Source organism: Citrobacter europaeus, assembly GCF_037482245.1.
In the GTDB taxonomy this organism is placed as follows: Bacteria; Pseudomonadota; Gammaproteobacteria; order Enterobacterales; family Enterobacteriaceae; genus Citrobacter; species Citrobacter europaeus.
The window spans coordinates 5,091,809-5,104,942 of record NZ_CP148084.1 but is presented as its reverse complement, the minus strand read 5'-3'; the positions used below and the strand labels follow the sequence as shown (position 1 = coordinate 5,104,942).

The following is a 13,134-nucleotide window of genomic DNA, read 5'->3' as shown; positions in this document are numbered from 1 at the left end:
AGGAGTCTGCTCTTATTAAAGCCTTAGGTTAATGTTTTTGCTATTTTTTTACTGCATGAATAAAGAACTACAAAAGAAAAATACAATTTTATTAAAGTGATTCAGTGAAAAGCAGAAAAAACAGACAGGAGAAATACAGTTTTAAAAGGAAAGAGTACAAATGATAATACGGGGGAGGGGAATTTATTAACAGATGGCGCGAGCAGGTAACCGTATGAAGCATCGCGCCACAGAGCAGTTCAGGGAAGACTAAACTTCCATGCTGCTGAAAAGCGCGATGATTTTGTTAATCAGTTTCATGTTGATATCCTGTTTTTATCTGAATTAATTATGTGACATACATCACAAAAAGAAGTCTACGCCTCATTTTTTAACCGATCAACATTTTTGTGATATAAATCACAAAATAATAAAACAGCTTTTTAGTTTCACTCTTACTGAAACAAAACCCAAAAAAAAGCCAGCCTGGAAACCAGACTGGCTTTTGTGCTTTTCAAGCCGGTGTTACATCGCTTTTTTGGTCAACTCGATAACGCGCAGTTTCGCGATCGCTTTGGCCAGTTCCGCAGATGCCTGAGCGTAATCCACGTCACCATGAGAGCTCTTGATGTGCTCTTCAGCCTTACGCTTCGCTTCCAGGGCTCTCGCTTCATCGAGATCCTGTCCGCGAATCGCGGTATCAGCCAGGACGGTCACGCTGCCAGGCTGCACTTCGAGAATGCCGCCGGACAGATAGATAAACTCTTCATGACCGAACTGTTTAACGATGCGGATCATACCAGGCTTAATGGCGGTGAGCAGCGGTGCGTGACCCGGGAAAATACCCAGTTCACCTTCACTACCCGTTACCTGGATTTTCTCGACCAGACCAGAGAACATTTGTTGCTCTGCGCTGACGACGTCCAGGTGGTAAGTCATTGCCATATCACCCTCCGATTAAGGCGTTAAAGTTTTTTGGCTTTTTCCACGGCTTCGTCGATAGAACCAACCATGTAGAACGCCTGCTCTGGCAGGTGGTCGTATTCGCCTTCCATGATGCCTTTAAAGCCACGGATGGTGTCTTTCAGGGATACGTATTTACCCGGAGAACCGGTGAATACTTCCGCAACGAAGAACGGCTGGGACAGGAAGCGCTGGATCTTACGCGCACGTGCTACCACCAGTTTATCTTCTTCAGACAGTTCATCCATACCCAGGATGGCGATGATGTCTTTCAGTTCCTGATAACGCTGCAGCAGGGACTGTACGCCACGCGCAGTGTCGTAGTGTTCCTGACCAACAACCAGCGGATCCAACTGACGGCTGGTGGAATCCAGCGGGTCAACTGCCGGGTAAATACCCAGAGATGCGATCTGACGGCTCAGTACCACGGTTGCATCTAAGTGAGCAAAGGTGGTTGCTGGGGATGGGTCAGTTAAGTCATCCGCAGGTACGTATACCGCCTGAACGGAGGTGATAGAACCGGTTTTGGTAGAGGTGATACGTTCCTGCAGAACGCCCATCTCTTCCGCCAGAGTCGGCTGGTAACCTACCGCTGAAGGCATACGACCCAGCAGTGCAGATACTTCAGTACCGGCCAGGGTATAACGATAGATGTTATCGACGAACAGCAGTACGTCACGACCTTCGTCACGGAACTTCTCTGCCATGGTCAGACCGGTCAGAGCAACGCGCAGACGGTTTCCCGGCGGCTCGTTCATCTGGCCATATACCAGGGATACTTTGTCCAGAACGTTGGAGTCGGTCATTTCGTGGTAGAAATCGTTACCCTCACGAGTACGTTCACCTACGCCCGCAAACACGGAGTAACCGGAGTGCTCGATCGCGATGTTACGGATCAGCTCCATCATGTTTACGGTTTTACCTACACCCGCACCACCGAACAGACCAACTTTACCGCCCTTAGCGAACGGACACATCAGGTCGATAACTTTGATGCCGGTTTCCAGCAGTTCCTGAGAGCTGGACAGCTCTTCATAGGAAGGAGCCGCGCGGTGGATAGCCCAACGCTCTTCTTCGCCGATATCGCCTTTCATGTCGATCGGGTGACCCAGGACGTTCATGATACGACCCAGAGTTGCTTTACCTACCGGGACTTCGATCGGGTGCTCGAGGTCTTTAACTTCCAGACCACGACGCAGACCGTCGGAAGAACCCATGGCGATGGTACGTACGATACCGCCGCCGAGCTGCTGCTGAACTTCCAGCACCAGGCTCTCTTTACCATTCATAACCTCAAGAGCATCGTACACGCGCGGTACGGCATCCTGAGGGAATTCGACGTCAACCACGGCGCCGATTACCTGGACAATTTTTCCAGTAGCCATCTTGAATCCTCTACGAATTAACCTGGTTATACCGCGGATGCACCACCGACGATTTCGGTGAGTTCCTGAGTAATGCTGGCCTGACGAGCTTTGTTGTATACCAACTGCAGCTCTTTAATCAGGCTGCCGCCATTGTCGGTCGCGGCTTTCATCGCCACCATACGTGCGGCCTGCTCGCTGGCCAGGTTTTCTACCACGCCCTGATAAACCTGAGACTCGACATAACGACGCAGCAGGGTATCCAGCAGCGCTTTCGGGTCTGGTTCATACAGGTAATCCCAGGATTTACGCTTCAATTCATCATCATCTGATGCCGGCAGAGGCAGCAGTTGGGTGATGGTTGGCGTCTGAGACATGGTGTTAATAAATTTGTTGCTGACAACGTACAGTCTGTCCAGACGACCTTCATCGTAGGCTTGCAGCATCACTTTAACCGGACCGATCAGTTCGGACAGGGAAGGGTTATCCCCCATACCGGTTACCTGAGCAATCACATTACCGCCAACGGAGTTAAAGAAAGACACGCCCTTAGAGCCGATCATTGCGATATCGCACTGAACGCCTTTATCGGACCATGTTTTCATATCCGCCAGCAGCTTTTTGAACAGGTTAATGTTCAAGCCACCGCACAGACCACGGTCGGTCGACACCACCAGGTAGCCCACGCGTTTAACGTCGCGTTCTTCCAGGTAAGGGTGCTTATATTCCAGATTACCATTCGCAAGGTGACCAATCACTTTGCGCATGGTCTCTGCATAAGGACGGCTGGCCGCCATGCGATCCTGCGATTTACGCATTTTGGAAGCGGCGACCATCTCCATCGCTTTAGTGATCTTCTGCGTGTTCTGGACGCTTGCGATCTTACTACGTATCTCTTTTGCGCCGGCCATGAGCTTCTCCTCAATGCCTTGCGGTCCGCCCTAAAGCAGACCGCCAGACGTTACCAGGACTGGGTTGCCTTGAAGGAATCGAGGATAGCTTTCAGCTTGCCTTCGATTTCATCGTTATAGCCACCGGACTGGTTGATCTCTTGCATCAGCGGAGCGTGGTCACGGTCAACGTAAGCCAGCAGAGCGGCTTCGAAGCTACCGATTTTCGCCAGTTCCACATCTTCGAGGTAACCGCGTTCAGCCGCAAACAGCACCACACCCTGCTGTGCTACAGACATTGGGGCATACTGTTTCTGCTTCAGCAGTTCAGTTACTTTCTGACCGTGGCTCAGCTGCTTACGCGTAGCTTCATCCAGGTCGGAAGCGAACTGAGAAAACGCTGCCAGTTCACGATACTGCGCCAGTGCGGTACGAATACCACCGGACAGTTTCTTGATGATCTTGGTCTGCGCTGCGCCACCTACACGAGATACGGAGATACCCGGGTTAACAGCCGGACGAATACCGGAGTTGAACAGGTTGGTTTCCAGGAAGATCTGACCATCGGTAATGGAAATTACGTTGGTCGGAACGAACGCAGAAACGTCACCCGCCTGGGTTTCGATAATCGGCAGAGCGGTCAGGGAGCCGGTTTTACCTTTCACTTCACCATTGGTGAACTTCTCAACGTATTCCGCGTTTACGCGGGATGCGCGTTCCAGCAGACGGGAGTGGAGGTAAAATACGTCGCCTGGGAATGCTTCACGTCCTGGCGGACGACGGAGCAGCAGGGAAACCTGACGGTAAGCAACAGCCTGTTTAGACAGGTCATCGTAAACGATCAGTGCATCTTCGCCGCGGTCACGGAAGTATTCGCCCATTGCGCAACCGGCATATGGCGCCAGGTATTGCAGTGCAGCAGATTCAGACGCAGTCGCCACCACAACGATGGTGTTGGACAGTGCGCCGTGTTCTTCCAGTTTACGAACCACGTTGGAAATGGTGGACGCTTTCTGGCCGATAGCCACGTACACACATTTGATGCCGGAATCACGCTGGTTGATGATGGCGTCGATTGCCATCGCAGTTTTACCTGTCTGACGGTCACCGATGATCAGCTCACGCTGGCCACGACCGATTGGGATCATGGCATCAACAGATTTATAACCGGTCTGTACTGGCTGGTCGACGGACTGACGTTCGATTACGCCTGGTGCGATAACTTCGATTGGCGAGAAGCCATCGTTATCAACCGGACCTTTACCGTCAATCGGGGAACCCAGAGTGTTCACCACACGACCCAGCAGGCCACGGCCAACCGGAACTTCCAGAATACGACCCGTACACTTAACCTTCATGCCTTCGGCAAGGTCAGCGTATGGACCCATCACAACTGCACCTACGGAGTCGCGCTCCAGGTTCAGTGCGATAGCGTAACGGTTACCCGGCAGGGAGATCATCTCACCCTGCATACAATCGGCCAGGCCGTGAATGCGGATAACACCGTCACTTACAGAAACAATAGTACCTTCGTTATGAGCTTCGCTCACAACATTGAACTGAGCAATGCGCTGCTTGATCAGTTCGCTGATTTCGGTGGAATTCAGTTGCATGCTCCAGTCCCCTTAAGACTGCAAGACGTCTGCAAGGCGCTCAAGACGGCCGCGTACGCTGCCATCAATGACCATATCACCCGCTCGGATGATTACGCCTGCCATTACAGACTTATCGATTTTGCAATTCAGCTTAACTTTGCGTGACAGACGTTTTTCCATCGCTGCACTAATCTTCGTAAGCTGTTCATCACTCAGTGCATTGGCAGAAGTGACTTCTACCTCAGAGATAGCCTCACTGGCTGCACGCAGGTGAATAAACTGCTCAAGAACATCCGGGAGCGCATTCAGACGGTTATTTTCAGCCATTACCCTAATCAGGTTCTGACCGCTTTCGTCCAACTGCTCACCGCACACGGCGATAAACGACTCAGCGAGCGTTTCCGGCGCCAGTGCGCCAGAAAGAAGCTCTGCCATTTGTTCGTTTTTAGTCACCTCAGCGGCAAACGTCAGCATATCCTGCCAACGGTCAACGCTTTGGTGCTCAACGGCAAAGTCAAAAGCTGCTTTGGCGTAGGGGCGAGCTACCGTAATAAATTCAGACATCAGCCCCTCCCTCCTTACAGTTCAGCGACAAGTTTGTCCACGATGTCGCTATTAGCAGCTTCATCCACGGAACGTTCGATGATCTTCTCGGCGCCAGCAACAGCCAGGATAGCAACTTGCTTACGCAGCTCTTCGCGAGCACGTTTACGCTCGGCGTCAATTTCCGCCTGCGCCTGTGCCACGATTTTAGTACGTTCCTGCTCTGCTTCAGTTTTAGCTTCGTCCAGGATCTGAGCGCGGCGTTTGTTCGCCTGCTCGATGATTACCTGAGCTTCCGCCTTCGCTTTTTTCAGCTGGTCGGTCGCGCTGGCCTTTGCAAGGTCAAGATCCTTATGTGCTCGTTCTGCAGAAGCAAGGCCGTCAGCAATTTCTTTTTGACGTTTTTCGATGGCAGCCATTAATGGCGGCCATACGTACTTCATGCAGAACAGAACGAACAGGACAAACGCGATGGCCTGGCCGAGGATTGTTGCGTTAAGATTCACAGCACAATGCCTCTATCTAGTTAACGTTCTGATATTGCTCTTAATTCAAGCAACGCTTACTACGCGACAGCAAACATCACGTACAGACCCAGACCTACAGCGATCATTGGGATTGCATCCACCAGACCCATAACGATAAAGAACTGAGTACGCAGCAGAGGAATCAGATCCGGTTGACGCGCTGCGCCTTCCAGGAATTTACCCCCGAGGATGCCGATACCGATCGCAGCACCGATTGCCGCCAGACCCATCATCACAGCGGCAGCAATGTACAGCAGATCCATATTCAGGTTTTCCATGACAGTCTCCAGTTTGTTTCAGTTAAAACGTAGTAGTGTTGGTAAATTAATGCTCTTCAGATGCCATCGACAGATAGACAATCGTCAGAACCATAAATATGAAGGCTTGCAGCGTGATAATCAGTATGTGGAAAATGGCCCATGGCACATTCAGGATCCACTGTGACCACCACGGCAACAGACCAGCAATCAGAATGAAAATCAGCTCACCGGCATACATGTTGCCGAACAGTCGCAGACCAAGAGAAATTGGTTTGGACAGCAGGCTTACCCCTTCAAGGATTAAGTTGACAGGGATGAACGCCCAGTGATTGAACGGCTGCAGCGTCAACTCTTTCGCGAAGCCACCGATGCCTTTCATTTTGATGCTGTAGAACAGAATGAGGATAAATACGCCCAGCGCCATCGACAGGGTGATGTTCACGTCAGCAGACGGAACCACACGCAGAGCCGGCAGGCCAAAGATATGCTCACCGATGTACGGCAGCAGGTCGATAGGCAGCAAATCCATCAAGTTCATCAGGAATACCCAGACGAAAATCGTCAGGGCCAGCGGAGCAATCAGCTTGCTTTTGCCATGGTACATGTCTTTCACGCTACCATGCACAAAGCCGATTACCAGCTCAATCGCGGTCTGAAATTTACCTGGTACGCCGCTGGTCGCCTTTTTGGCTACGCTACGGAACATAAGCAGGAACAACAGACCCAGAACCACCGAGAAGAAAATGGAGTCAATATTGAGCGTCCAGAAGGTGGCTGGGGGGTTGTGCGGATCCACCAGCGAGAATGTACGTAGGTCCAACTGAAGGTTATTCAGATGGTGTCCTATGTAATCCTGCGGCGTCATATTTTCTGAAGCCATGATGCCTTTACCCTTTGTTGTTAATTACAGCCGGCGCCAGTATCTGAACCACCAGCACCAAAACCCACGTAACGATCAGCGGCATGAATACCGCTTTCAAAACAGCCAACGCCACCACCAGCAAAACCAGCATCGCTAACACCTTGAAGGCTTCGCCGAAAGCGAACGTCCAGGCTACTCGACCTTTAGCTGGTGTATGCGCCTGGTGACGCCAGGCAAATATCATAAACAACACGTTAGGCAGTAACACTGCCAATCCACCGCACAACGCGGAGATGCCCCAGAAAGGGTCTTTGAGGCTAAACAGCAATCCACTTGCTATTACCGCCAGAAGCTGTGTGAGCAAAAGCTTACGAGCAACGTTTCGACTCAAGAGCGACATAGACATCACGTTTTTACTCCTGCTCCCTACGAGGTATGCCGCGTGTCGTATAAAACGTTCTTTATGGCTTAGAGTCAAGCATCAAAAAGCGGTCAAATTATACGGTGCGGCTTCGTGATTTCAAACAATAAGTAGCTAAAAAGTGAATAAATGTTTAAATATTTTTCGCTACCCCACATTTATCACTTTTTGGCAAACTGTGAACGATCATGCAAAACTGCAAATGCCGCGTAAACACTGGCGGTAAAGCGTGCACCAGATCACATATTGAACATATTCACCTTCGCATAATTTATTTACGTGGCAAATGATGCCTTTTCATCTTTTTGATATTTAAGCGTAAAAATAGCCACTATTTAAAAAACAACAGCTAACAACAAAAAAACCACGCATTGACATTTATAATAAAAAATTAACACAACGGGTGATTCTTACGTTCTATTTTTAGCAGACTGATATTTTCACAGCTGACTTGTTTCGCTTTTAACAAAAAACGGTACGTTATAGTTATGATGCAAAACCGTAAGGCATTGGTGAAATGTAACGACATTTAACCACACTATTCCCTATGACTTTTAACACCTGAACTGCCGTTTTTTTTCTATTTTTTTTGATAAAAATTAAATTTTGTTTGGCTTAATAACCACCAAATGACGTTCGCCTTCCAACTGCGGAACGCGTAATTTTTCAACCGACTCGACGCTGAATTCTGCTGGCAGCGAGTCAATTTCATCTGCAGGCAACTGCCCTTTTAACGCATAAAAACGTCCATCAGGTCCTGGCAAATGATGGCACCAGCTCACCATATCATTGAGTGATGCAAAAGCACGGCTAATGACCCCATCGAACGGCGGTTCTGAAGGGAATTCTTCAACACGGCTTTGTACAGGCGTGATGTTAGTAAGCGCAAGCTCATGCTGCACCTGACGCAAGAAACGGACGCGTTTTCCCAGGCTATCCAGCAGTGTGAAATGCGCTTCAGGGCGCACGATAGAGAGCGGAATTCCCGGCAGGCCAGGTCCCGTACCCACATCGATAAAACGCTCCCCCTTCAGATACGGCGCGACGACAATGCTGTCCAGAATATGGCGCACCAGCATTTCGTTGGGATCCCGCACCGACGTAAGGTTGTACGCTTTATTCCATTTGTGCAGCATATCGACATACGCAATCAGCTGATTTTTCTGGTGATCGGTAAGAGAAATACCGGCATCAGCCAGCAGACGAGAGAGTTTGTTGAGCACGGTCGTTACCTGTTAATAATCAAATGCCCGATGCGCTTTCGCTTATCGGGCCTACAAATTTGTACGGCGGGCAAGCGAAGCGCCCCCGCCAAATGAGAGTTATCAAGCGCTGCGGCGCAGCATACCTTGTTTTTTCAGCCATACCAGCAGAATGGAGATGGCGGCAGGCGTTACGCCGGAAATGCGCGATGCCTGACCGATCGATACCGGTTTGTGATCGTTCAGTTTGGCGATGACTTCATTCGACAAGCCAGAGACCTGGCGATAATCCAGCGTTGCAGGCAACAGGGTGTTCTCATTACGCTGCTGTCTTTCAATTTCTTCCTGCTGACGGGCGATATACCCTTCGTATTTCACCTGAATCTCAACCTGTTCCGCGGCCTGAGCATCGTCAAGCGCTGGTGCGAACGCAGATAAAGAGGTCAACTGAGCATAGGTCATATCCGGGCGACGCAGCAGATCTTCACCGCTGGCTTCACGTGACAGAGGCGTTGCCAGGTGAGCATTCACTTCTGCTGCAGATTCCGCTAACGGGTTTACCCATGTTGATTTGAGACGCTGGCGTTCTTGTTCGATGCGCTCCAGCTTCTCGTTGAAGCGAGCCCAGCGCTCATCGTCCACCAGACCCAGTTCTCGACCAATTTCGGTCAGACGCAGGTCGGCGTTATCTTCACGCAGCATCAAACGGTATTCTGCGCGTGAGGTAAACATGCGGTACGGTTCTTTAGTGCCCAGCGTACACAGGTCGTCCACCAGCACGCCAAGATAAGCCTGATCGCGACGCGGTGCCCAGCCGTCTTTCTCAGCAGACAAGCGTGCGGCGTTCAGACCAGCCAGCATGCCTTGCGCGGCGGCTTCTTCGTAACCGGTTGTACCGTTAATCTGTCCCGCAAAGAACAGACCCTGGATGAATTTGCTTTCCAGAGTAGGTTTCAGGTCGCGCGGATCGAAGAAATCATACTCAATAGCGTAGCCAGGGCGGACGATTCTGGCATTTTCCATTCCCTGCATAGAGCGGACAATTTGCATCTGCACATCGAACGGCAGGCTGGTGGAGATGCCATTCGGGTAAATTTCGTTAGACGTCAGTCCTTCCGGTTCAAGGAAGATCTGATGCTGGTTACGATCGGCAAAGCGCATCACTTTGTCTTCGATCGACGGGCAGTAGCGCGGGCCGATACCTTCGATCACGCCGGCGTACATCGGGCTACGATCGAGGTTATTGCGGATCACGTCATGGGTTCTCTCATTGGTATGCGTGATGTAACACGGCATCTGGCGCGGATGTTGAGAAGCATCGCCCAGGAATGAGAAGACCGGCATCGGGTTATCGCTGTTTTGCTGGCCAAGCACGCTGAAATCAATAGTGCGCGCATCGATACGCGGCGGTGTACCCGTTTTCAGGCGGCTGACGCGCAGCGGCAGTTCACGCAGACGACGTGACAGCGGGATAGACGGCGGATCGCCAGCACGGCCACCGCTGTAGTTATCCAGACCAATATGAATTTTGCCGTCGAGGAAAGTCCCCACGGTTAATACAACCGCTTTGGCACGGAACTTCAGTCCCATTTGGGTCACTGCGCCCACAACACGATCGTTTTCAACAATCAGATCTTCAACCGCCTGTTGGAAGATCATCAGGTTGGGTTGATTCTCCAGTGCGGTACGTACCGCCTGGCGATAGAGCACGCGATCGGCCTGAGCTCGGGTAGCGCGAACGGCTGGCCCTTTGCTTGCGTTTAGTATCCTAAACTGGATACCTGCATGGTCGATCGCTTTTGCCATCAACCCGCCAAGCGCATCCACTTCTTTTACCAGGTGTCCCTTCCCAATACCGCCGATCGCCGGGTTGCAGCTCATCTGCCCCAGAGTGTCGATATTGTGTGTCAAAAGCAGAGTCTGTTGACCCATTCGCGCCGCGGCCATTGCGGCCTCGGTGCCTGCATGACCCCCGCCAATGATGATGACGTCAAAAGGATCCTGATAAAACATGGTAATTGCCTCGCATAACGCGGTGTGAAAATGGATTGAAGCCCGGGCCGTGGATTCTACTCAACTTTAGTCGATGGAGAAAGACCTGGGATCCTGGGTATTAAAAAGAAGATCTTTTTATTTAGAGATCTGTTTTATTGTGATCTCTTATTAGGATCGCAAGTTTCTGTGGATAAGGGCGATCCTTTGAATAAGATCAACAGGTTGCTGAGGATCATTAGCTGTGAATGATCGGTGATCCTGGTCCGTATAAGCTGGGATCAGAATGAAGGGTTATACACAACTCAAAAACTGAACAACGGTTGTTCTTGGGATAACTACCGGTTGATCCAAGCTTTTAACCAGAGTTACCCACATAAAAAAGTACGATCTTTACAAAACTCTGAGCAATGGATGCCACGATCCCAGCCAAATTTCAGCCGGATCCTCCGGAATTTCATGTTCCAGTACGTTGATCCTGAGCGTTTCGCCTACCTGTTTTGCTCCACAGGCCTTCAATTCGGCTTCCAGCTTGTCGATTGCGCCGCAAAAGGTGTCATATTCACGACTGCCGATCCCGATTGCGCCAAACCGCACTTGTGACAGGTCCGGCTTTTGCTCGCGTAACGCATCATATAAAGGCTGTAGGTTGTCAGGAATGTCTCCCGCACCGTGCGTAGAGCTAATAATCAGCCAGATGCCGTCAGTCGGAACCTCTTCAAGCATTGGCCCATGCAGTATTTCGCTGGAAAAACCGGCGTCGTCCAGCTTTTCAGCCAGATGTTCTGCTACATATTCCGCACTGCCAAGCGTACTACCGCTGATAAGAGTGATGTCTGCCATGATCGCCCACCTTTATAAAGAGGGCGTATTGTACGCTGTGAGCGAGCTGGGATCTACCTGTGGAAAACCAGGGTATTAAAAAAAGCGATCACGGCTTGATGGTACGCATGATCGGGTTTTGCAGGACGATCAGGGTTTCCGTGGACTGAATTTCGTCAATTGTTTGGATCTTGTTGATAAGTACCTGCTGCAACGCGTCGATCGACTTGCACATCACCTTAATAAAGATGCTGTAGTGCCCGGTGGTGTAATACGCTTCGGTCACTTCATCGAGGCTTTCCAGTCTGGCCAGCGCTGACGGATAGTCTTTCGCACTTTTCAATATGATGCCGATAAAGCAGCCGACGTCATAGCCCAACTGTTTGGGACTCACATCAATCCGCGCGCCGGTAATAATCCCGGCCTGTTTCATCTTTTCTACACGTACGTGAATTGTTCCTGGGCTGACGCCGAATTGTTTGGCTAATTCTGCGTAGGCGGTACGGGCATTTTCCATCAGGGCGTCAAGAATGCCGCGGTCCAGATTGTCGATCTGATAATTTTCCATAGGTTTTTCTTATGTAGATTAATGATTCCCTCTATTTTAGACGTTAATTTTAACGAATCAAAATCGAAGTCGGCTTTTTGTTTGTTGATTATTGAATATTACCTCCATTCTGTTGCTTAATCATAGGCAACAGGACACAGGAGTACACATAATGAAAACCGCTTACATTGCCAAACAACGTCAAATTAGCTTCGTAAAATCTCATTTTTCTCGTCAGCTGGAAGAGCGTTTAGGTCTGATCGAAGTTCAGGCGCCGATCCTCAGCCGCGTTGGAGATGGCACGCAGGATAACTTGTCGGGCTGTGAAAAAGCGGTGCAGGTGAAGGTTAAAGCATTGCCAGACGCTCAATTCGAAGTGGTTCATTCACTGGCGAAGTGGAAGCGTCAAACGTTAGGACAACACGACTTTAGCGCAGGTGAAGGGCTGTACACGCACATGAAGGCCCTGCGTCCCGATGAAGATCGCCTCTCCCCGCTGCACTCAGTGTATGTTGATCAGTGGGACTGGGAGCGCGTGATGGGCGACGGTGAGCGTCAATTCTCCACTCTGAAAAGCACGGTAGAGGCTATCTGGGCGGGTATTAAGGCTACTGAGGCTGCGGTTAGCAAAGAGTTTGGTCTGGCACCGTTCCTGCCTGAGCAGATCCACTTTGTTCATAGCCAGGAGTTGTTATCTCGTTATCCGGATCTTGATGCAAAAGGTCGTGAACGTGCGATCGCTAAAGAGCTGGGCGCGGTATTTCTGGTGGGGATCGGCGGCAAGCTCAGTGACGGTCACCGTCACGATGTACGTGCGCCGGATTATGATGACTGGAGTTCAGCGTCCGAGCTGGGTCACGCCGGTCTGAACGGGGATATTCTGGTCTGGAACCCGGTGCTGGAAGATGCGTTTGAGCTGTCTTCTATGGGGATCCGTGTCGATGCTGACGCCCTGAAACACCAGCTGTCTCTGACCGGTGATGAAGATCGCCTGAGTCTGGAATGGCATCAGGCGCTGCTGCGCGGTGAAATGCCGCAGACAATTGGTGGCGGCATTGGGCAGTCGCGTCTGACCATGCTGTTGCTGCAATTACCGCACATTGGTCAGGTTCAGTGTGGCGTATGGCCGGCACAGGTACGTGAAAGCGTCGCCTCTCTGCTGTAATA

General features: G+C 50.7%; 14 protein-coding genes. 1 reads left to right on the top strand and 13 read right to left on the bottom strand.

The genetic code is table 11. The features are described from left to right. Positions 1-504: 504 nt before the first annotated feature. The 13 genes from WHR59_RS23920 to asnC all read right to left on the bottom strand — a co-directional run bounded on the left by WHR59_RS23920 (position 505) and on the right by asnC (position 11,988). Positions 505-924 (bottom strand): F0F1 ATP synthase subunit epsilon, encoded by a 420-nt coding sequence (locus tag WHR59_RS23920; protein WP_003023809.1) that lies wholly within the window; start codon positions 922-924, stop codon positions 505-507. A 20-nt stretch (positions 925-944) separates the two neighbouring features. Further along, complete coding sequence (gene atpD / locus WHR59_RS23915; protein WP_003023806.1) at positions 945-2,327, bottom strand: F0F1 ATP synthase subunit beta; 1,383 nt, start codon at positions 2,325-2,327, stop codon at positions 945-947. 26 nt (positions 2,328-2,353) lie between these two features. Beyond that, positions 2,354-3,217 carry a F0F1 ATP synthase subunit gamma gene (atpG, locus tag WHR59_RS23910; RefSeq protein WP_003023804.1) on the bottom strand — a complete coding sequence of 288 codons (864 nt, stop codon included), beginning with the start codon at positions 3,215-3,217 and terminating at the stop codon, positions 2,354-2,356. Between the two features lie 50 nt (positions 3,218-3,267). Next, entirely contained in the window at positions 3,268-4,809 is a 1,542-nt protein-coding gene (gene atpA, locus WHR59_RS23905) for a F0F1 ATP synthase subunit alpha (protein ID WP_003023802.1), read from the bottom strand. 12 nt (positions 4,810-4,821) lie between these two features. After that, a complete protein-coding gene (gene atpH / locus WHR59_RS23900) occupies positions 4,822-5,355 on the bottom strand; it encodes a F0F1 ATP synthase subunit delta (RefSeq protein WP_006687767.1) in 534 nt (177 codons plus the stop codon). Positions 5,356-5,369: 14 nt separating this feature from the next. Beyond that, a complete protein-coding gene (atpF, locus tag WHR59_RS23895; RefSeq protein ID WP_003827022.1) occupies positions 5,370-5,840 on the bottom strand; it encodes a F0F1 ATP synthase subunit B in 471 nt (156 codons plus the stop codon). A gap of 59 nt (positions 5,841-5,899) precedes the next feature. Then, positions 5,900-6,139, bottom strand: a complete 240-nt coding sequence (gene atpE / locus WHR59_RS23890; protein WP_003023794.1) for a F0F1 ATP synthase subunit C — start codon at positions 6,137-6,139, stop codon at positions 5,900-5,902. A 46-nt stretch (positions 6,140-6,185) separates the two neighbouring features. Then, complete coding sequence (gene atpB / locus WHR59_RS23885) at positions 6,186-7,001, bottom strand: F0F1 ATP synthase subunit A (RefSeq protein WP_003023792.1); 816 nt, start codon at positions 6,999-7,001, stop codon at positions 6,186-6,188. 7 nt (positions 7,002-7,008) lie between these two features. Continuing rightward, on the bottom strand, positions 7,009-7,389 hold the full coding sequence (gene atpI / locus WHR59_RS23880) for a F0F1 ATP synthase subunit I (protein ID WP_043018820.1): 381 nt from the start codon (positions 7,387-7,389) through the stop codon (positions 7,009-7,011). A gap of 614 nt (positions 7,390-8,003) precedes the next feature. Further along, the gene (gene rsmG, locus WHR59_RS23875; protein WP_047407700.1) at positions 8,004-8,627 is read right to left on the bottom strand and encodes a 16S rRNA (guanine(527)-N(7))-methyltransferase RsmG; all 624 of its coding nucleotides are present in this window, start codon (positions 8,625-8,627) and stop codon (positions 8,004-8,006) included. A gap of 102 nt (positions 8,628-8,729) precedes the next feature. Continuing rightward, on the bottom strand, positions 8,730-10,619 hold the full coding sequence (gene mnmG / locus WHR59_RS23870) for a tRNA uridine-5-carboxymethylaminomethyl(34) synthesis enzyme MnmG (RefSeq protein WP_016155085.1): 1,890 nt from the start codon (positions 10,617-10,619) through the stop codon (positions 8,730-8,732). Positions 10,620-10,991: 372 nt separating this feature from the next. Further along, the gene (gene mioC, locus WHR59_RS23865; RefSeq protein ID WP_047407697.1) at positions 10,992-11,441 is read right to left on the bottom strand and encodes an FMN-binding protein MioC; all 450 of its coding nucleotides are present in this window, start codon (positions 11,439-11,441) and stop codon (positions 10,992-10,994) included. 88 nt (positions 11,442-11,529) lie between these two features. Beyond that, positions 11,530-11,988, bottom strand: coding sequence for a transcriptional regulator AsnC (gene asnC / locus WHR59_RS23860; protein WP_003023780.1), 459 nt, complete (start codon positions 11,986-11,988; stop codon positions 11,530-11,532). 151 nt (positions 11,989-12,139) lie between these two features. On the opposite strand from asnC, the gene asnA reads away from it, so the two are divergent. After that, positions 12,140-13,132, top strand: coding sequence for an aspartate--ammonia ligase (asnA, locus tag WHR59_RS23855; RefSeq protein WP_003827009.1), 993 nt, complete (start codon positions 12,140-12,142; stop codon positions 13,130-13,132). The last annotated feature ends 2 nt before the right edge of the window (positions 13,133-13,134 follow it).